General features: G+C 28.7%; 20 protein-coding genes. All 20 read right to left on the reverse strand.

Annotated features, from left to right (window positions below):
• Positions 1-204: 204 nt before the first annotated feature.
• The 20 genes from Q5F54_RS01770 to yabG all read right to left on the reverse strand — a co-directional run bounded on the left by Q5F54_RS01770 (position 205) and on the right by yabG (position 20,220).
• The gene (locus Q5F54_RS01770) at positions 205-378 is read right to left on the reverse strand and encodes a hypothetical protein (protein ID WP_281537733.1); all 174 of its coding nucleotides are present in this window, start codon (positions 376-378) and stop codon (positions 205-207) included.
• A gap of 568 nt (positions 379-946) precedes the next feature.
• Entirely contained in the window at positions 947-2,467 is a 1,521-nt protein-coding gene (lysS, locus tag Q5F54_RS01775) for a lysine--tRNA ligase (protein WP_143023135.1), read from the reverse strand.
• Positions 2,468-2,487: 20 nt separating this feature from the next.
• On the reverse strand, positions 2,488-2,967 hold the full coding sequence (greA, locus tag Q5F54_RS01780; protein WP_071118926.1) for a transcription elongation factor GreA: 480 nt from the start codon (positions 2,965-2,967) through the stop codon (positions 2,488-2,490).
• Positions 2,968-3,069: 102 nt separating this feature from the next.
• Entirely contained in the window at positions 3,070-4,044 is a 975-nt protein-coding gene (dusB, locus tag Q5F54_RS01785) for a tRNA dihydrouridine synthase DusB (protein ID WP_071118925.1), read from the reverse strand.
• Positions 4,045-4,121: 77 nt separating this feature from the next.
• A complete protein-coding gene (locus Q5F54_RS01790) occupies positions 4,122-4,892 on the reverse strand; it encodes a type III pantothenate kinase (protein WP_071118924.1) in 771 nt (256 codons plus the stop codon).
• Positions 4,893-4,910: 18 nt separating this feature from the next.
• Complete coding sequence (locus tag Q5F54_RS01795; protein WP_330385843.1) at positions 4,911-5,597, reverse strand: ECF transporter S component; 687 nt, start codon at positions 5,595-5,597, stop codon at positions 4,911-4,913.
• A gap of 125 nt (positions 5,598-5,722) precedes the next feature.
• Positions 5,723-6,700 carry a P1 family peptidase gene (locus Q5F54_RS01800; RefSeq protein ID WP_071118923.1) on the reverse strand — a complete coding sequence of 326 codons (978 nt, stop codon included), beginning with the start codon at positions 6,698-6,700 and terminating at the stop codon, positions 5,723-5,725.
• Entirely contained in the window at positions 6,693-7,670 is a 978-nt protein-coding gene (locus Q5F54_RS01805) for a biotin--[acetyl-CoA-carboxylase] ligase (RefSeq protein ID WP_288523922.1), read from the reverse strand. The genes Q5F54_RS01800 and Q5F54_RS01805 overlap by 8 nt, the downstream gene beginning before the upstream one ends.
• A gap of 227 nt (positions 7,671-7,897) precedes the next feature.
• The gene (ftsH, locus tag Q5F54_RS01810; protein ID WP_071118918.1) at positions 7,898-9,874 is read right to left on the reverse strand and encodes an ATP-dependent zinc metalloprotease FtsH; all 1,977 of its coding nucleotides are present in this window, start codon (positions 9,872-9,874) and stop codon (positions 7,898-7,900) included.
• Between the two features lie 32 nt (positions 9,875-9,906).
• Positions 9,907-11,292: a tRNA lysidine(34) synthetase TilS gene (gene tilS, locus Q5F54_RS01815; RefSeq protein WP_302333902.1), complete on the reverse strand. Its 1,386-nt coding sequence runs from the start codon at positions 11,290-11,292 to the stop codon at positions 9,907-9,909.
• 178 nt (positions 11,293-11,470) lie between these two features.
• Positions 11,471-11,887, reverse strand: coding sequence for a DUF1934 domain-containing protein (locus tag Q5F54_RS01820; RefSeq protein WP_071118916.1), 417 nt, complete (start codon positions 11,885-11,887; stop codon positions 11,471-11,473).
• A gap of 72 nt (positions 11,888-11,959) precedes the next feature.
• Positions 11,960-12,760: a glutamate racemase gene (murI, locus tag Q5F54_RS01825; RefSeq protein WP_071118915.1), complete on the reverse strand. Its 801-nt coding sequence runs from the start codon at positions 12,758-12,760 to the stop codon at positions 11,960-11,962.
• 14 nt (positions 12,761-12,774) lie between these two features.
• The gene (locus Q5F54_RS01830) at positions 12,775-13,842 is read right to left on the reverse strand and encodes a D-alanine--D-alanine ligase family protein (protein ID WP_288306460.1); all 1,068 of its coding nucleotides are present in this window, start codon (positions 13,840-13,842) and stop codon (positions 12,775-12,777) included.
• A gap of 142 nt (positions 13,843-13,984) precedes the next feature.
• Positions 13,985-14,503 carry a cell wall hydrolase gene (locus Q5F54_RS01835; RefSeq protein WP_071118913.1) on the reverse strand — a complete coding sequence of 173 codons (519 nt, stop codon included), beginning with the start codon at positions 14,501-14,503 and terminating at the stop codon, positions 13,985-13,987.
• A gap of 24 nt (positions 14,504-14,527) precedes the next feature.
• Positions 14,528-15,184: a stage II sporulation protein R gene (gene spoIIR / locus Q5F54_RS01840; protein WP_277231076.1), complete on the reverse strand. Its 657-nt coding sequence runs from the start codon at positions 15,182-15,184 to the stop codon at positions 14,528-14,530.
• A gap of 397 nt (positions 15,185-15,581) precedes the next feature.
• Positions 15,582-16,262 (reverse strand): GntR family transcriptional regulator, encoded by a 681-nt coding sequence (locus tag Q5F54_RS01845; protein ID WP_302333903.1) that lies wholly within the window; start codon positions 16,260-16,262, stop codon positions 15,582-15,584.
• Entirely contained in the window at positions 16,246-17,136 is an 891-nt protein-coding gene (gene ispE / locus Q5F54_RS01850; RefSeq protein WP_071118910.1) for a 4-(cytidine 5'-diphospho)-2-C-methyl-D-erythritol kinase, read from the reverse strand. Before ispE ends, Q5F54_RS01845 begins: the two co-directional genes overlap by 17 nt.
• 165 nt (positions 17,137-17,301) lie before the next feature.
• The gene (locus Q5F54_RS01855; protein ID WP_071118909.1) at positions 17,302-18,852 is read right to left on the reverse strand and encodes an SPOCS domain-containing protein; all 1,551 of its coding nucleotides are present in this window, start codon (positions 18,850-18,852) and stop codon (positions 17,302-17,304) included.
• A gap of 95 nt (positions 18,853-18,947) precedes the next feature.
• Positions 18,948-19,214 carry a Veg family protein gene (locus tag Q5F54_RS01860; protein ID WP_281537510.1) on the reverse strand — a complete coding sequence of 89 codons (267 nt, stop codon included), beginning with the start codon at positions 19,212-19,214 and terminating at the stop codon, positions 18,948-18,950.
• A gap of 145 nt (positions 19,215-19,359) precedes the next feature.
• On the reverse strand, positions 19,360-20,220 hold the full coding sequence (yabG, locus tag Q5F54_RS01865) for a sporulation peptidase YabG (protein WP_071118907.1): 861 nt from the start codon (positions 20,218-20,220) through the stop codon (positions 19,360-19,362).
• Between the last annotated feature and the right edge of the window lie 240 nt (positions 20,221-20,460).

Below are 20,460 nucleotides of genomic sequence, written 5' to 3' on the forward strand. Positions count from 1 at the left end.
TGTTAGTTTCAATTCTATAAATTAACCTACTGTTTAATTTTCAAAGTTCTTTTTTCAACTTCTTAAGTTTACCAAAGTTACTTTTCTTTGTCAACTTATTTTTTAAAGTTGTTTTCTTTTGCTTTGCCCTTTTCTCAAGGACAAGTATAACTATACCATCTCCTAATCATATCGTCAACACTTTTTTTAAACTTTTTTTATTTTTTATTTTGCAATTTTATCTTCATATACGTAAGTTCTTGTTTTTCCAATAGGTCTAGCTTTTATTCTTATTGACTTATTATAAATTTTTATAACATCATTACAAAAATAAATCATAACATCTAACACTAATAAAATCACACTTATTAAACATATCCAATTAATTATTTGACTCATAGCACTTCCCCCAAATTAATATTTTAGTTAATATTCTTAAGGATTATTATAATTTCCTTTATAAAAATTTCGTTCTATAATTCTATAATGCTATACTTTACTTTTATTTTTTTCACTAAAATTAATTTATTTACATTTTTTTATATACTTTACTGAAGTTTAGTGTTTATATTTTTATCTAAAACTTACATTTCATACTAAAAATATTTTTAATCAAGCTATTAAATTCTCTTTAATTTCACCTATATATTTTTTATGTCTTATAGTAAAAGTAATAACATATCCAATAAATTCAACATCATCAAACCCATATACATTACTTTTATCCTCTTAAATTATATTTAATTATTGATATAACTTCTTAAATCTACAACTACACTCCATAAATAATTACATGCCTCCAAAGTTAAAAATAAATATTTCAATTTATACTTTTATATAAATCATAATATTATATAGTTTACACCTCTTAATGATCAGTTATAGTTTAAAACTTAGATTCTTTATATTTATAAAAAAAGGATTGTGCATTGATTATAAATCACACACAATCCTTTTTATGTAAATATTATTCTTCTATTTTGTTTTGGTTGTTTTCTATAGGTTTCATTGTAGGGAATAATATAACATCTCTTATAGATGGAGAATTAGTTAATAACATCATAACTCTATCTATACCTATTCCAAGACCACCTGTAGGAGGTAAACCTACTTCTAAAGCATTTATGAAGTCTTCATCCATATCACAAGCTTCATCATCACCTAATTCTTTCTTTCTTAATTGATCCATAAATCTTCCTTTTTGGTCTATTGGATCATTTAACTCAGAGAATGCATTAGCTAATTCCCATCTGTTAGCGAAAGCTTCAAATCTATCTGTTTTTCTTGGATCTTCTACATTTCTCTTAGCAAGAGGTGATACTTCAACTGGATGATGAGTTATAAATGTAGGTTGTATTAACTTATCTTCACCGAATTCTTCGAAGAATGCATTTATAACCTCTCCTCTTCTCATTCCAGGAGTTATTTCTATCCCTTTTTCTTTAGCTACTGCTAAAGCTTCTTCATCTGTGTTTATAGTAGAGAAATCTACACCAGTGTATTCCTTAACACACTCTTCCATAGTCATTCTTCTCCATGGAGGTGTAAAGTCTATTTCTGTTCCTTGGTAGTTTATTTTCATGCTTCCTGTAGCAGCTTCAGCCATATGAGCTATAACATTTTCAGTTATTTCCATCATATCTGTGTAATCTGCATAAGCTTGGTATAATTCTATTGCAGTATACTCTGGGTTATGCTTTATAGACATACCTTCATTTCTGAACATTCTACCCATTTCATATACTTTATCAAATCCACCAACTATAAGTCTCTTTAAGTATAATTCGTTAGCTATTCTCATATACATTGGTATATCTAATGTATTGTGGTGAGTAACGAATGGTCTAGCATTTGCTCCACCAGCTATAGTATTTAATATTGGTGTTTCAACTTCTAAGAATCCTCTTTCATCTAAGTATGATCTTAGAGCTTTTAAAGCTTTAGTTCTTGTTAAGAACGCATCCTTAACTTCTGGATTAACTATTAAGTCTACATATCTTTGTCTATATCTTAAATCTTGGTCTTTTAATCCATGATATTTTTCTGGTAAAACTTGAAGTGATTTAGACAATAAAACTACTTCATTAGCTTTTACAGATATTTCTTCTTTCTTAGTCTTGAATACTTCACCTTCAACACCTATTATATCCCCTATATCATATGTAGAGAATATAGAGTATTCTTCTTCACCTATTCTATCTAATCTAACATAGCATTGGATTCTTCCATTTTGATCTTGTATATCTATAAATCCAGCTTTTCCTTGGATTCTTTTGCTCATTATACGACCAGCTATTTTTACTACTTTACCTTCGAATTCTTCAAAGTTTCCTTTTATTTCTGTAGAATTGCTAGTTCTATCATATCTGCTAACTTTAAAAGGGTCTCTACCCATTTCTTGTAATTTAGCTAATTTATCTCTTCTTACTCTAAGTACTTCTGTAAGATCTTCTTGAAGTTGATCATTATTCATTTGATCGTTGTTCATAGACTTACCTCCTCAATTTATTATCTTCTTATTTCTAATATTTCAAATTTAGCCACTCCATCTGGAACTTGAACATCTACTATATCTCCTATAGTTCTTCCTAGAAGAGCTTTTCCTACTGGAGATTCATTTGATATTTTACCTTCATATGGATCTGCTTCCGCTGAACCAACTATTGTATATTCAACTTCTTCTTCAAAATCCATATCATTTACTTTAACTATTGAACCTATTGTTACAACATTTGAATCTATTTTACTTTCATCAATGATAACTGCTCTTCTTATCATTGATTCTAATTTTATTATTCTTTCTTCAACTTGAGCTTGCTCGTTTTTAGCTTCATCATACTCAGCATTTTCTGAGATGTCTCCAAAAGATATAGCAACCTTTATTCTATCAGCTACTTCTCTTCTTCTTACAGTTTTTAATATTTCTAATTCATCTTCTAATTTTTGATATCCTTCTTGAGTTAAAAGTATTTCCTTCTTATCTTCCATAACCCCTACAACTCCTTCACTATGTATTTGGGATTTCTCCCAAAGCTTATTTAGATTATTACATATTTTGTTTTAATTTATGCGGTATATTATAGATTACTATTATTCTAATGTCAAGCAGTCTTGCATATAGCTTTCTAGCTTATTAACTACCTCTTCATAGCTTTCAATTTTATTTATTTCGTCTCTAACTCTAGCTGAGTTTCTAAGTCCTTTTAAGTACCAAGCAATATGTTTTCTCATCTCTCTTACAGCAACATATTCTCCGTGTTCCTCTACTGCTAGTTTTAAATGTTTTTTAGCAGTATTTATTTTTTCTTCTAATGTAGGTTCTGGTAGTATTTCACCAGTTTGCATATAATGATTTATCCTTTTAAATATCCAAGGGTTTCCTTGTGCTCCTCTACCTATCATTATAGCATCACAATTAGTTTGATTTAACATATTTATTGCATCTTCTACTTCGAATACATCTCCGTTTCCTATAACAGGAATACTTACATTTTCTTTAACTTGTCTTATTATATCCCAATCTGCTTTACCTGAATAATATTGCTCTCTTGTTCTACCATGTATAGCTATTGCACTTATTCCACAATCTTCTGCAATTTTAGCAATTTCTACTGCATTTATACATGTATCATCCCAACCTTTTCTTATTTTAAGAGTAACTGGTTTTTCAGAGTTCCCTACTACAGCCTTTAAAACTTTAGCTGCTAATTCAGGATTTTTTAAAAGAGCAGATCCATCACCATTTTTTACAACCTTAGGTGCTGGACATCCCATATTTATATCTAATATTTCATTTGGATATGAATTTAATATTTTTGCAGCTCCACCCATATATTCTGGATCTGAACCAAATATTTGTATTGCAACAGGATGCTCTTCCTCCTCTATTTTCAACATTTTCTTAGTATTTTGATCGTCATAACATAAAGCTTTTGCATTAACCATTTCTGTATACAACATTCCACAATCTTGTTCTTTACAAATCAGTCTAAATGGAAGGTCTGTTACTCCAGCCATAGGTGATAGAAAAACTCTATTATCTAAATTTAAGTTGCCTATTTTCATTTTTGTCTCCTCCTAAATTTAAAATTTATTAATATTTGAAAAAAGGAATTGGATTTATATTACCCAATTCCCCTATGCTATTCTTTGTTCTTTTCGTGTAAAATTCTTAAACCATCTAGTGTTAAAAATCTATCTACATGATCTATACTTTTAGTTTCTGAAGCAATAAGAGTAGATAATCCACCTGTAGCTATAACTTTAACATTTTCTTGATTTAACTCTTTCTTCATCATATCTATTATTTTTTCAACTAGCCCTACATAGCCATATATTATACCAGCTTGCATAGCAGATACTGTATTCTTACATGTAACCGTACCTGGCTTAACAAGTTCAACTCTAGGTAGTTTAGAAGCTCTTTGGAATAATGCTTCACTAGATATTTTTATACCTGGTGCTATAGTTCCACCTAAATACTCTGCATTATTTGTTATTGCACAGAATGTAGTAGCTGTCCCAAAATCAACGACTATAACAGGCGTACCATATTTTTCAACACATGCAACAGCATTCACTATTCTGTCAGCTCCAACTTGTTTAGGATTATCATATTTTATATTTAATCCTGTCTTTATCCCAGGACCTACAACCTTAGGTTCTTTTTTACAGTACTTTTTACAAAAGTTTTCAAGAGAATGCATAACATCAGGCACTACAGATGATATTATAACATCTTCTACACAGTTCATATCTATATTCTCATATTGGAATAAGTTACTTATTAAAATCCCATATTCATCAGATGTTTTATATTTATCCGTAGTTATTCTCCAATACTTTATAAGCTCTTTACCTTTATATAGCCCTAAAACCATATTGGTATTTCCAACGTCAAATACTAAAAGCATATATCATTAACCTTCCTTCTATTTTTTCCTTTTATTAAAAACTATACAAACAGCTGATACAACAAAGCCTCCAACAATAGCTTCTGGTATTCCGCTTGTTGCTCCTAGTGTTAATATTAAAGTTTTTGCTGCTGATGCACTTTCTCCTAAAGCCTCAGCATATCTAGCTCCATACAATATATATATCATCCCTAGTACACCTACTGTGTTAACTAAAGATCCTACAACTCCTGTTATCCACCCAGATACAAAAACATTCTTAGTAAATTTAATAGTAAGCTTATAAACATAATAAGCTATTACACCTATAAGCATCCTTGGTAATATAGATACCAATGGATTTATAAATGCAAAAGAAGTTATTGTAGGCATAGTAAGCGCTTTTAATAAACTTGTCGCTCCAAATATAAATCCTACCGTAATACCAACTAAAGGTCCTTCTACTATTGCACCTATAATTACAGGTATATGCATTATAGTTGCATTTGTTGGTCCTATAGGAATAAACCCTAAAGGCGTCATAGATAACATAATAGAAATTGCCGCTAATACTCCTATTATCGCCATTTTTCTAACATCAACCTTTTTTACAGGTCTTGATTTAACTTTCAAAACCTCTGGTGATTCCATCACAACTTCTGCTTCCACAACTTTTAGTTCTGATGGATTTGACACTTCTTCTTTCGATGACTTTAAATTCATCATAAAAATACACCTCCGTTCCAGCTCATAAAAGATGCCGGACTTCTAAATTTTATTTTTCGCTATAGTAAAGTCAAGCTCTAAAAATTAGATACCTGCTATAACAAAACAATTGTATCAATAGTAATTTACATTGTCAATAATTCTTGAGTACGAGCTATATCTTTATATGAACGTATTTCTCCTATAGACTCCGCATTTTTTATTGCATTTATTATACTTTTTTCTACAACCTCTGTAGCTAAAGATCCTAAAAGGGTAATATCCGTTTCAACTTCTCCCGTAGCCATAGTAAATATAGTATCTCCATCATGAGGAGTATGTATAGGGAATATTGCTTTTGCATATCCATTATGAGCCATTTGAGATACTTTCTTACATCCCGCTTTATCTAATTTAGCATTTGTAGCTACAATTCCTATTGTAGTATTATCTATACTAAATCCTCCTTTATTAACTCCATTTTTCATCAACTCATAACTATTTAGCACATTTTTCTTTTCATCATCCATAACCCCTGCTATCACTTTTCCATTTTCATATACATCACCAAAAGCATTAACCGCAACCAAAGCAGATACAACCAATCCATTAGGAAGTTTAATTGAATGACTACCTATTCCACCCTTCATAGCATACTCTATACCCTTTATTTTACCTACTGTAGCTCCACAACCTGCACCAAAATTACCTTGGTTTAACTTTGTATCACTTGCTACCTGACAAGCTCTATATCCCATCTCTATATTAGGTCTAGACTTCGGATTTCCAACTCCTAAATCAAACAATACTGCTCCTACAACTATAGGTACCTTAGCAACACCTACATCAAAACCTATGTTATTCTCTTCTAAATATTTACTTACACCACATGTAGATTCTAGTCCAAAAGCTGAACCACCAGATAAAACCACTGCATGTACTTTTTGAATCATATTTATAGGATTTAATAGGTCTGTTTCTCGTGTACCTGGACCTCCTCCTCTAACATCAACGCCACATACAGCGCCTTCCTCACATATAACAACTGTACATCCTGTTAATCCATTTCTATCCTCAACTTGTCCTACTTTTAATCCTTTAACATCTAATATATTATTATACATATCCCTTTACTCCTCTTATCGATACTTCTCCTGACATAATTTCCTTTATAATATTATCTTTAGTTCGTACTACTAAGTTACCCTCTTGATTCATATCTAAACATTTAACTAACTCTTTTTCTTCACCTTTAATCAAGTACACATCTTTTCCTATAATAGCAGAGTGTTGTCTACATATATCTAGCGTTTCTTCCTTTAATTCTTTATTTATATACTGTAAATATAAATTTTCAAATTCCTTTAATATCTTTCTTATTATATCAACTCTAGATATTTTATGACCTTCTTTATATAATGAAGTCGCAATTTCAGATATTTCCTGGGAAAACTCCATAGTTTTAACATTTATACCTATTCCTAGGATAATATAATTTATTCTATCGATTTCTGCTGATAGTTCAGTAAGAATACCTGCAACCTTCTTATTATTTATTATAATATCATTTGGCCACTTTATATTTGCTTGCACCCCTAAATCATTTAAAACTTTAGCTATACTAGCTCCAGCTATTAAAGTTATAAAAGGAGCTTTTTGAGGTATCATATTTGGTTTTAATATAATACTCATCCAAATACCTTCTTTAGATTTAGAATGCCACTGCCTACCTATTCTTCCCTTTCCTTTTGTTTGCTCCTCGCTAATAATCACCGTTCCCTCTGGCTCCTGTGATGCTACTTTTTTAGCATAATCATTAGTAGAGTCTATAGTTTCAAAATGAACTATGTTGTTCCCCATAATCTTAGTTTCTAGTTTATGAGAAATATTTTGATATGTCAGCAAATCTTCTGGGTCTTCTATTAATCTATACCCCTTCCTATTTACAGATTCAATATTATATCCTTCTTCTTTTAGAGCTTTCATATGCTTCCATATTGCAGCTCTAGATATACCTAACTTTTTAGATAATTCTTCTCCTGAAATAAATTCATCCTTACTATCAAGTATAGTTTCTATTATTTTATCTCTCATGTCCAACCTCTATTCAATATTAGTAATTATTATAAATTATACATTATATCTATATAAGTTAATATATAGTCTTTAATTTGTACCTCTAACATTAAAAACTCTATTTTTTATAGTGTCTATTTTAAAATTTATTGGATAGTTAATTATATTTTGATATAAATTATTTATATTTTTTATTTAATACTATCTTTCTATATATAAAAAAGAGCCTTAAAGGCTCTTTTTTATTATTTATTTTCATCTTTATCTATTTTTCCCTGAGAAAATTCATCTCTTCTATTTAAATCAGTATCTGATTGTAATTCTCTAGATAAAGTTTCTTTCTTTTCGATTGCTTCGCTATTATTTGTTTCGTCATCTTTTTTTGTTTCTAAGACATCTAATGGCAATTCTTTATTAAATGCTTTTAAGAATTGTTCTGCATCTAGTGTTTCATATACTAATAATGCTTTAGCTACATATTCTAGCCTATCCATATTATCTTGTAGTATCTTTTTAGTTTGCTTGTATGACTCATCAACTATTCTTCCGATTTCCTTATCTATTTCATAAGCTACTTCTTCAGAATAATTCTGCTTACTTGCAAAGCTATTTCCTAAGAATACTTCATCATCTGAGTCACCAAATGTCATAGGACCTAATTTTTCACTCATACCATATTTAGTAACCATATTTCTAGCAGTTGCTGAAACTCTTTCTAAGTCATTTGATGCTCCTGTAGATATATCATCTAAAGTTAATTCTTCAGCTACTCTACCACCAAGTAACACAACTATATTTTCTTTCATTTCATTTTTAGTTGCATAGAACTTATCTTCAACAGGAAGTTGCATAGTAAATCCTCCAGCTCTTCCTCTTGGAACTATTGTAACTTGGTGTACTGGACTTACATGAGGTAGAACATGTGCACAAACTGCATGCCCTGCTTCATGGTAAGCAGTAAGTTTTCTTTCAGGTTCACTTATAACTCTAGATTTTTTAGCTACACCTGCTATAACTTTTGTTATAGCTTCTTCTATAGTTTCCATATGAATTTTCTTTTCTCTTTTTCTAGCAGTAAGTATAGCTGCTTCATTCATTAAGTTTTCTATATCAGCTGGAGTAAATCCAGGTGTTCTTCTTGCTAATACTTCTATGTTTACATCATCTGCTAAAGGCTTATTCTTAGAATGCACTTTAAATATTGCTTCTCTACCTTTTACGTCTGGTGCACCTACAACTATTTGTCTATCAAATCTTCCTGGTCTAAGTAAAGCCGGGTCTAATATATCTGGTCTGTTTGTAGCAGCCATTATTATTATACCTTGGTTTACTCCGAAACCATCCATTTCAACAAGTAATTGGTTAAGAGTTTGCTCTCTTTCGTCATGACCTCCGCCAAGACCAGCTCCTCTTTTTCTACCAACAGCATCGATTTCATCTATAAATATTATTGCTGGTGCATTTTTCTTAGCTTGTTCAAACAAATCTCTAACTCTAGATGCTCCAACCCCAACAAACATTTCAACGAAATCAGAACCACTTATACTGAAAAATGGTACTCCAGCTTCTCCAGCTACAGCTCTTGATAAGTAAGTTTTACCTGTACCAGGAGGCCCTACCATAAGTATACCCTTTGGTATTCTAGCTCCTAGTTCTATATATTTTTTAGGATTCTTTAAGAAATCAACAACTTCTTGTAAATCCTCTTTCTCCTCATTTAATCCTGCAACTTCCTTAAATGTTACTCTTGTTTTTTCATCATCCTTATGAACCTTAGCTTTTGATTTACCAAAGTTCATAACTCTTCCGCCTCCGCCTTGAGACTGATTCATAAATACAAACCAAAGTATTACCATAAAGAATATTAATAATAAAGTAGGTAATAGTTCTACAAACCAAGGTGTAGATGGTTTAGCTTCTCCACCAAAAACAATTTTACCTTCTTTAGCTTGATCTAGTACCTCTTTTGAAAGAGTGTCTCCCATTATCTCTTTAGGTACATAAGATCTAAATTTAGTATTTGAATCCTTTATAGTACCTTCTACTGCTGTATCACTTACAAAATATAGTCGCGATATATTTTCATTTGTTAATTCTCTATATACTTTTGAAAATTCTAAAGTCTCTACTTTCTGTGTAGGTTTTCCTGAAAACTGAACTATACCTACAATTATTATAAAAATTACTAGGTAGAAACCTATTCCTTTGAAAAATTTATTCAAAAGAAGCCCTCCTTTCATACGTTGTTTTTATTCTATAGATTCTTAAAGGTAACCTTTAAGACTTCTTTTGTTTTTTCATCTATTTTATAATTTTCACTAGACTTATATTTACCAACTTGTAATATACCTTGTTCATCAGCTATTACAGGTACCTTACATCTTTCTTCTCTTGGTATTTTTAAGTCTATAAATAGATCTTTAATTTTTTTAGATCCTCCTGCAAGTTTTATTTTATCACCTTGCTGTCTACTACGTACAACCATACCCCCTTTTATTTTGTTTAAATCAAACCCTTTAGACATTTTGTCTACTTTTCCATTTTTATATCTATCTATAGTCATTGTTTGGGTTTCAATTATAATATTTGTTTCTTTTATCTTAACAAATCCATTGTTAGGTATATTATATAAGAAATCTATTTCCTCAGTAACTATTTCTGTAGTAGTTAATGTTATACAATCTTGCTTTCTATATACAAATACACCTCTTGGAAGAGTTAACATCTTATTAATTTTAGATTCACTTTCAAATTCTAATACATCTTCTATGTGTTTTTGATCTATAAAATTCATATCACCTAAAATAGATTTTATACCTTTTCTTAAAACCCTTACCTTTATTGCATTATGTAACTTACTAAAACCATTTATTTTTATGTCTACTGTATCAGAAGTAACTTTGCATATATCTTTAAACTTAGATTCAGCTTCAGCTTCAATATAATCACTATCACTTCTTAAACTATTACTCATCCTTACTATAGATTCTATTAAATTAGTATTAAAATTATCCGTCATATATGGTATTAATTCTAATCTAATTTTATTTCTAGTATAAATATTTTCTAAATTACTTTCATCTATTCTAGGATTTAAATTATGTACTTTACAGTACTCTTCTATATCTTTTCTTTCTATATCTAGAAGTGGTCTAATTACACCATTTTCTCTAGCATATTCTATACCTCTAAGACCTTGAAGACCTGTTCCCCTCATTATTCTCATTAAAACCGTTTCCGCTTGGTCGTTTAAATTATGTCCAATTGCTATTTTATTTGATTTAGTTCTTTGCTTTATCTCATCAAACATTTCATATCTAAGTTTTCTTGCCCCTTCTTCTATCGATAGACTATTATCTTTACAATATTTAGGAACATCTATAGACTTTAAAAAATACGTTATTCCCATTTCATCACATATCTCTGAAACATATAAAGCATCTTTTTGTGCTTCTATTCCTCTTATTTGATGATTTAAGTGGGCTGCATATAATTCTATATCTAGTTTATCCTTAAGTCTACTTAATATGTGCAATAGACAAACAGAATCTGGTCCTCCAGATATTCCTATAACAATCTTGTCTCCTGACTCTATTAAGTTATGTTTATTTATAGTGCTTAGCACTTTTTCAAAAACCATATTTATACCTCTTACATTTAGTTTTTTTATAACTCGTATCTATAGTTTTCTATAAAAAAACTATAATCCCTTGTATAAATTTTTAAAATATACAAACTTTAATATAACTATTATAATACCAAATAAATTAAATAAAAGGTAGTATTTTAACTACCTTTTATTTAATTTATAAACAGCATTATATATTATACTCTATTAATATATTTATTTCATTTTTTCCTTTGAATAAGTCTAATATATTTATATTATATTCTATATTTAATTTTATATAATTTTTTTCACTTTTATCAACTACTAATTTATTTGTTTCTGTTTCTATTATAAATAGACCTTGATTTGTTCTATATTTCGTCAAATGCTTATGCTTTTCTTTAAATACCATTAAAGAATTTACATTTCCAAATCTTTTTATAGAAACTTCATCATCAGATATCCTTACTGTAGTTGTTATTTTTTGATCTTCTTCAATTTCTTCATAAACTACATATATATCTTTATTTTTTTCAAATATTTTTCCTATAGTATCTACCTCTATAGTATCTACTGTTCCAACTTCATCATATTGTTTTGTAAGTATCTTTAGTTTTGCCTCCAAAATAAATCCTCTCCTAAAACAAGTATAAACTTTAAGCTTCTTGCTCAAAGTTTATACTCATAATTAATATTGTTATATTTTTACGCTTTTTATGTCATCTATTTCTTTCTTTAAAAATTCTTCTGCAATAGAAGCAAATTTTTCTGGTATATCTGATACATAATACTCATACTTAGGATCTTCTTCAGTTTCTTCTCTAAGTATATTATCATTTTCTAGTATTCTCTTTAAATCTTTTGCGGTTTCTCTTGCAGGATTTACTAACTTAACATTTTCTCCAACAATTTCTCCGATTGTTCTCTTTAGCAGTGGATAATGTGTACATCCTAATACTAAAGAATCTATACCTTTATCCATTAACTCTTCTAAGTATCTTCTTGCAGTTAATGATGCTATGTCAGTATTTGCCCATCCTTCTTCTACTATAGGAACAAATAAAGGACATGCTTTATCTACTATTTTTATCTCTGGATCTATTTTAGCAATTTCTATATTATATGCTTTTGACCTTATAGTCCCATCAGTTCCTATAACTCCCACTATTTTATTCTTAGTAGTATATGCTGCAGTCTTTGCACCTGCTTCTATAACTCCAATTATCGGCAAATCATACTTTTCATTTGCTTCTTTTAATGCTCTTGCCGTTGCTGTATTACAAGCTATTACTATAGCTTTTACATTTTTTGAAATTAAAAAGTCTATAGCCTGAAAAGTATATTTTATTATTGTCTCTTTAGATCTAGGTCCATAAGGAACTCTGGCTGTATCGCCAAAATAAACTATATTTTCATTTGGTGTGATTTTCATTATTTCTTTTAATACTGTAAGACCCCCTAGTCCTGAATCAAACACACCTATAGGCCTATTATTCATTTGTAACACCTACTTTACTTTTTAGAATCTAGTGCTAGCTCTATAAGTCTATCTATAAGTTTAGAGTATTCTAAACCTGTAGCTTCCCACATTTTAGGATACATACTTATATTTGTAAATCCTGGTAATGTATTTATTTCATTTATAAATATTTCACCTGAATCTTTATCTATAAAGAAATCTACTCTAGAAAGTCCTTTTCCATCGATTCCTTTGAATGCCTCTATTGCCATTCTTCTTATATCTTCCATATCTTCTGATTTTATATTTGCTGGTATATCATAAGTTGAAGTACCATTTATATATTTATCTTCATAATCATAGAAGTCTTTAGCTGGCTTTATTTCACCTGCTATAGATGCTTTAACTTCTTCATTTCCGATAACAGCAACTTCTATTTCTCTAGCATTTATACCTTTTTCTAAAACTATTCTTGAGTCATATTTTAAAGCTTCTTCTATACCAACTAGAAGTTCTTCTCTATTTATAGCTTTAGATATACCTACACTTGAACCTAGATTAGCTGGTTTTACAAATATAGGGTAGTTTAATTTTTCTTCTATCTTGTCTAATTCTTGATCTTTATTTATATTAAATTCCCATTTATTTGTATATGTGTAATCTACTTGTGGTAATCCTATTTGTGAGAATACCTTTTTACATATAAGTTTATCCATACCTACACTAGATGCTAAAACCCCACATCCTACGTATGGTATTTGGCTTATTTCAAATAATCCTTGTATTGTACCATCTTCTCCGTATGGACCATGTAACACTGGGAATAATACATCTATCTTTTCTACTCTTCCATCTTCAAATTTTAATCCAACTTCTTTATTTCCTGAAGGTATTAAGTTTATCTCAACATTTTGATTAGCTAAATTAACCCAACTTCCATCTTTGATGTTTTCTTCATTTCCATCATAAAACATCCATCTTCCTTCTTTTGTTATTCCTATAGTAAAAACATTATATTTATCTCTATTAATATGCTTACAAATCGACGCTGTTGATAACAGTGAAACTTCATGTTCACCAGATTTTCCACCAAATATTAAAGCTACATTTATTTTACTCATAATATGCTCACCTTTCTTCAAATATCTGTTAATATTAAACATTATATGCATTTTGTTATCTAAATGATTATTATAATTTATTTTAACAAAAAAATAAAGGAGCAAACGCACCTTTATTAGTATTTGAAGTATATATTTTCAACTATTTCGCAAATACATGATTTCCTATCCTCATATATGGATTTAGTGTCTTTATCCAATTACATGTAGCTATATCCGGATTCCAAAAATAGATTGCATTATTAGTTGGATCATTACCATACAATGCATCTTGTGCAGCAGTATATGCTGACTCTGTAGGTTGCATATTTATAGATCCATCTTTAACTACAGAAAATGCATTTTTCTGATATATAACATCCTTTATAGTATTTGGAAACCTTGGATCTTTTACCCTGTTTATAACTACTGCAGCTACAGCAACTTGTCCTTCATAACTTTCCCCTCGAGCTTCTCCTGTAACTAACTTAGATAAAAGTAATAATTCTTCATTTGTAATATTTATTACTTCTCTTTTTTGTTGTTTAACAGTTTTAGCTTGAATAGGAGATGCTTTTATATTAGAATTTGTATCTAATTCATTTGAGTATATTAAGCTTGTAGGAATAAGCACACAAGTTAAAACTATTATTAAAACTTTAAGCTTATAACACCTATCCATAAATTTTGTCACTCCTTTAATTTTCTATTTGATTATATCTTGTATTATTTCTACTATTTTAAATTTAATTTGAACTCTATCTACTTGCTTACTAGTTTTTTGAGATATTAATTCATACTCCTCTTCAGTTAATACTTCTCTTAACTTATCATCTGTATCTTTATCTATTATACCTTTTTGTTCATCTACAAAGCATAATGGTGGAAACATAACACACCACCAATTTTTTCCTTTTCCTTCACCTATTATTATTCTTAATGCTTTATACTCACCTGCTGGAAGTACTACATTAGAATATTGTTTTGTAGGGAATTTACTATAGTCAATTCCTACTTTAACATCATAGTCATATCCATTTTCTAATATAATATTTTTACTTATTTTCTCAAGTTCATCATATTCTTTTTTTATTATTAATTCACTTTCTTCTATACTTTCTGATTCTAATAATTTAGGTTGTAAATAATTTATAATAGCATCTCTTACTTTTAATTTTAAATTTTGGTCTTCCTCTGAGTCACTATTTGCTATCACATGAAATCTTATAAGTTTATCTTTATAATCTTCTGATGCTGTACTTATTTTTTTTACTTCCCCACTTATTGATATTGTCATAATTGATATAATTGCAATTAAACTTAATATTAATATACTTAATCTTATTTTTATTTTATTAACCATCATTAATCCCCCTCAAAATATTACTATTTTGAGTATTACCACTTTAAATTAATTTATACTAGCTAAGCTAATAAAAATTTAATTTAATCGTATAAATATAACTAATCACTTTTTAATCTGTTGTGCTAGTTATTTTACTAAACATATTGAAATTACTATTTGAAATTACTATATAAAGTTTTTTAACTACTAAAATATAGCTTGTTAGACTCTAGCATGTTCAATAATTATAATTAACTTGCACAATGAGTTTTTTTATTATAAAAATATTTTTCTTAAATTATTTGTTATTAATTTATTGTTTATGCATAATTTTTTATAATTTATAGTTATCTAATATACAAAAAAATCATTGGACAAATTTAATTATCTTAAATTAATCCAATGATTTTTATTTTTATAATTCTTTATTATTTACTGTCGTTTCTATCATAAAGTTTTCAGCCTTTTGAATATGCTCCATAGCATACTTTTTAGCAAGCTTACTATCCCTTATTTTTATAGCATCTAATATCATTTTATGTTCTTCTATTATATTTACAGTAGAATCATAGTCTGATATATACGTAACTCTAAATCTATAAACTTGCTCCCATAAAGAATTTATTAATTGATGCAATTTTTTATTATTTGTAGATTTAAATATACATTCATGAAACTCTACATCTTTTCTTAATAAGGCTTCTACATTTGATTCATTTATACCATCTTTAAATTCTTCTACTATAGATTCTAATTTTTTTATATCTTCATCTGTTATTCTTTCAGCAGCAAGAGATGCTGCTAAGCCTTCTAAGCTAGCCCTTATTTCTAATACGTCTATTAAATCTTTTAATGACATATTAGCTACATAAGCACCTTTTCTTGGAAGCATAACAACTAACCCCTCTAATTCTAGTTTTCTTATAGCTTCCCTTACTGGCGTTCTACTTACACCTAATTGCTCAGCTAATTGAACTTCCATAAGCCTTTCTCCTGGCTTTAATCTTCCTTCTACTATTGCTCCCCTTAAGTTCTCAAATACCACATCTCTTAGTGGTTTGTACTCATCTAAATTTAACTTAGTTAAATTCTCCATTAACTTCAACTCCTTTTTCACTACTTCTGACAACATAAACTTGGTTATATTTCTTTAGTAGTTCTCCCTTTGTACTTAATGCATCTTCCTCTTTATCAAATAACCCAAAAACTGTAGGCCCACTTCCACTCATCATAGAACCTAAAGCATTATTTTCTAACATTACCTTTTCTATATCTTTTATCTCTTCATGCATTTTACTTGTTACAGTTTCAAGTACATTTACCATATTTGTTGCTAATAAATTTATATTCCCTTTTTTTAGACATTCTATCAAGAATTTATTATCTGGTCTATTTTTAATATTTTGTAAATCTAGTCCTTCATATACTTCTTTTGTTGATACAAATAAATTCGGTTTACAAACTAATATAACTGTATCTTTAGATAGTCCTTTTATATAAGTTAATTCTTCTCCTATTCCTTGTGCTAAAGCTGCATTTCCTGATATACAAAATGGAACATCCGCACCTAATTTAAGCCCTATTTCTTGTAACCTCACTTCTGATAAGTTAAGTTTCCAAAGTTTATTAAGCCCTACTAGAACTGCAGCTGCATTACTACTTCCTCCAGCCATACCTGCTGCTACTGGAATATTTTTTTCTATAAATATTTCTACACCATTTTTTATGTTAAATTGATCTTTCAATACTTTTGCTGCCTTATAAACAATATTATTTTCATTTAAAGGAATATCGGAACTATTGCTGTTTATATTAATTTCATCTATCTCAATTTCTTTTATCTTTATGATGTCATATAAATCTATTGTCTGCATTATCATTTCGACTAAATGATATCCATCTTCTCTTTTTCCTAGCACATCTATTGATAAATTTATTTTAGCTCTGCTTTTTAATTCTATTGAACTCATTTTAGCCTCCTTAAGTATTTATAATGCGTTTAATGCTCAATACTTATATTATACTACAAAAAATAAAATAATAGGGGACTATAATCCCCTATTTATTTTATTTTAATAACCACTAATTATAATTACTTGCTTTATATATAAATATTTTAATAAAATAAGTTTATATTAATCACACACTGCTACTTTTTTTTCTAAAATTAAGCATTTACCTGGTTTTAATGGTTCTTCTATTTTTAATTCATTTAATTCTGCTATTTCAGACTCTGTTGTGTTATATTTTTTTGCTATATTCCAAAGATTATCGCCTTCTTTACATATATATACTATTATACTTGGTGCTTTAGATAAGTCATATTCTCCTAAATCTTCACCCTTCACTATAAAACTTTCTGTCTTTTTATCTACTGCTTCTATAAATCTTTTTATTTTCACTGATAAATCTATATCATCTCTATTTAAATCAACTTCTAATTTTTCTATAGAAACTGTATTAAATATATTACAAGTATCAGTTAAATCATCTATTGTTATATCATGTTCAAAAGGTATTTCTTCACTTATTCTATAAACTGATTTTAGACCCTCTACAGGAACATATAGTATATCAATTTTTATTATACCTTGTATTATACTCTTATCCCCTTCTGCATAAGAATTTTCTATAGATATAGATGGGCAAACACTTACTATATCTTTTATTTGTATATCATCATTACTATTTTTTATAGTTTCTCTTACAACAAAACTTTCTGTTTCAGATTCTATTGTTTTGTTTACTTCCATTGTTCTATAATCGAATTTTATTATTTTCTCAGGAGAGTAAGCATCTTGTAAAATCTCTCTTGTTATTTCATCTGTAACTTTTACTTTGCATTCAACTGTACAATCTATTTCTAGTAAACCACTATTACTTTCATTATTTTGTTTAAATACATAATTGAATTCTTCCATAGATAATAAAGTTTCTTCTGTCATACCTTCACATGCACCTGGAACTTCTATAAATTGCGTGAAATCTATTCCTATCTTATCTAATTCAACTAATTCTCCATCATATGTACAAGCTAAAGGATTTATTTCTACTACTCCACCAACTATAACTTTATTATCAGATACTCTAGTTTCTTTTATTTTAGCATATGGATTTAAACTTATTATTGATTGAACTTCTTCTGTATTTATAGTTATAGTATCTCTTATTGCACTTTCTGATTTTTCTATACCTACAATATCTTGATAGCTTATTTCTTTTCTATGTTTTTGAACACCTTCAACTTGAGCAACATCTTTTACTATATCTAGTCTTTGCTTGTCAAATATACTTCCTCTTAAATTAATAAGAGCTCCTACTCTTATTTTTCTTTCATTCATTATAGTGCAATCTACATGCTCTACTTCTGGGAATAACATATATTCCATATCAGAAACTATGTTATCTTTTTCTATAACCTCATTTATGTCTATCTTACCATCTACATTTGAAACTGTTGTTTTATCATCTGTCGTATATATTACATTGTAGTTAAAGCTACCTCTACAAAGTACTTTCCCTTCTGTAAGTTCTACTTTCTTTAAAGATATGTACCCTTCTGTTTTTATTATCTCATATACATCTGATTTCTTATCAGGCACAACTGCCTCTGTTTCTATAAATGTTTGAAATTTACCAAAGTCTATTCTATTATCTACTTTTATTATATCTTTTATTAATTCCATACTGGCCTCCCCATATATTAAATATAAATATCACACTATATTTATATTTAATATACAAAAAAAAAATTACACCTATTTTTGATAGGTATAATTTTTTAACTTACGTGTAATTTATCTTGATTTCTAAATACTTGCAATTTTACATTAGATGTTAGTAAATCTGAGTAGCTATAAGATACTCTAGAACAACCTTCATTGTCACTATCTAACTTTACAACAAACACACTCGGATAAACTTTTTCTAGAATTCCCTTTTTTGTAACGATTTGTTTTCTTCCCTTGTTAGCTTTAAGTAGTATTTTCTTACCTAAATGCCTCTCTAAACTTTCCCTTATCTTATCTAGAGTTTGAACAGTGGCCATAATATCACCTTCTTTAAACGTTTGTATGTTTACATAATATCATAAGTACAATTTTTTGTCAAATGTTTAAACTAATTATTTTATATACTTTTAATAAAAAAGTCAATATATTTTTTTACCATATTTGTCATATTATTTATTTTTTTTAATATAACATAGATTTAGGCATAGCCCATCTAAATTTTCCTCTTGTTTCAGAACCTCCTATACCCTTTAAACCTGTTACAGTCTGTTCTATGACTTCTTCTATAGGAACTATAGTATCTATCCTTGAGCAAGCAATCTTTTCAACTACAAATACTGGATCTAATGCATGTATCATTATTCTTCCTGGTGAACTAGCATAATTAGCTCCAGCTCTTATTAGCTGTTCATAATTCGATTGGCATGCTCCTGCAAATATAACTAAATTATCTAGGTTAGGTTCCCATTTACGAGCTTGCTTTACTGCTTTGATAAAGTTTAAAGAATTTCTATAGTTATTTAAATCTGTAATATTTCCTTTTCTAGATGTAAGAGCATCATGACCAGTTATAACTAATATATCTGGATTGTGTTTTTCTAAGAGATTAATTATCTCTTTATATTGATTTTCTTCAGGTATAGCTACACCTACTGCTGGTATGCCAAGTTCAGTATATACATCTAAGCATATTTTTAAATACTCTTTGTCACCATCTATTTGTAGTACCTTTCCTGGTATACCGTAAACATTTGGATTTGCTTGTAATTTTGGCACAGCTCTATTCATTTTCTTTTCTCTATCTTGGGCACTTCTAACTGATTTATATATTAAATTTTCTACTGTAGGATCTATTAATATCTGTTTTATATCTGATACTTTTACAACTTCTAAGTCTTCTAAGTATGCATCTGCTATTACCCTAAATGCTACACCTTTTAAAATAGCTATCTTTTCATTTTTATTATCTATACCAAATCCAACTATTTTAAATATTATATCTTTGTTGTATGATTTTCTAGTTACTATATCACCAATTTTCATAACTTGCCTCCTAGCTATAGTTATATTAATATATGATATGTAAAAATATTTTTTTTGTTACCTCTACAATAATTTGCTAACGTATTATTAAAAGAGTTTTACCCTAAAAGATTTGATTCTTCTACTATAACTCGAAATAATCTTGATATTGTAGTAAATATAATAAATAATAGACCTCCATAAGTGTCTTAGATAAAACACCTATAGAGGTCTTCACTGTAATATAAACATAAGTTGTTG

The sequence above is a fragment of the uncultured Romboutsia sp. genome (assembly GCF_958366745.1).
Taxonomy (GTDB): domain Bacteria; phylum Bacillota; class Clostridia; order Peptostreptococcales; family Peptostreptococcaceae; genus Romboutsia; species Romboutsia timonensis.

Bases quoted from the DNA above. Each gene is read 5' to 3' on its own strand.
- Q5F54_RS01860 (WP_281537510.1), bottom strand. From the start codon at position 19,214: ATGGCCACTGTTCAAACTCTAGATAAGATAAGGGAAAGTTTAGAGAGG.
- Q5F54_RS01800 (WP_071118923.1), bottom strand. From the start codon at position 6,700: ATGTATAATAATATATTAGATGTTAAAGGATTAAAAGTAGGACAAGTT.
- Q5F54_RS01845 (WP_302333903.1), bottom strand. From the start codon at position 16,262: ATGGAGAATTTAACTAAGTTAAATTTAGATGAGTACAAACCACTAAGA.
- ispE (WP_071118910.1), bottom strand. From the start codon at position 17,136: ATGAGTTCAATAGAATTAAAAAGCAGAGCTAAAATAAATTTATCAATA.
- Q5F54_RS01795 (WP_330385843.1), bottom strand. From the start codon at position 5,597: ATGATGAATTTAAAGTCATCGAAAGAAGAAGTGTCAAATCCATCAGAA.
- lysS (WP_143023135.1), bottom strand. From the start codon at position 2,467: ATGAACAACGATCAAATGAATAATGATCAACTTCAAGAAGATCTTACA.
- murI (WP_071118915.1), bottom strand. From the start codon at position 12,760: ATGAATAATAGGCCTATAGGTGTGTTTGATTCAGGACTAGGGGGTCTT.
- greA (WP_071118926.1), bottom strand. From the start codon at position 2,967: ATGGAAGATAAGAAGGAAATACTTTTAACTCAAGAAGGATATCAAAAA.
- tilS (WP_302333902.1), bottom strand. From the start codon at position 11,292: ATGGTTTTTGAAAAAGTGCTAAGCACTATAAATAAACATAACTTAATA.
- yabG (WP_071118907.1), bottom strand. From the start codon at position 20,220: ATGAAAATTGGTGATATAGTAACTAGAAAATCATACAACAAAGATATA.
- Q5F54_RS01835 (WP_071118913.1), bottom strand. From the start codon at position 14,503: ATGGATAGGTGTTATAAGCTTAAAGTTTTAATAATAGTTTTAACTTGT.
- Q5F54_RS01855 (WP_071118909.1), bottom strand. From the start codon at position 18,852: ATGGAATTAATAAAAGATATAATAAAAGTAGATAATAGAATAGACTTT.
- Q5F54_RS01805 (WP_288523922.1), bottom strand. From the start codon at position 7,670: ATGAGAGATAAAATAATAGAAACTATACTTGATAGTAAGGATGAATTT.
- Q5F54_RS01770 (WP_281537733.1), bottom strand. From the start codon at position 378: ATGAGTCAAATAATTAATTGGATATGTTTAATAAGTGTGATTTTATTA.
- Q5F54_RS01830 (WP_288306460.1), bottom strand. From the start codon at position 13,842: ATGAGTAAAATAAATGTAGCTTTAATATTTGGTGGAAAATCTGGTGAA.
- spoIIR (WP_277231076.1), bottom strand. From the start codon at position 15,184: ATGGTTAATAAAATAAAAATAAGATTAAGTATATTAATATTAAGTTTA.
- dusB (WP_071118925.1), bottom strand. From the start codon at position 4,044: ATGAAAATAGGCAACTTAAATTTAGATAATAGAGTTTTTCTATCACCT.
- Q5F54_RS01790 (WP_071118924.1), bottom strand. From the start codon at position 4,892: ATGCTTTTAGTATTTGACGTTGGAAATACCAATATGGTTTTAGGGCTA.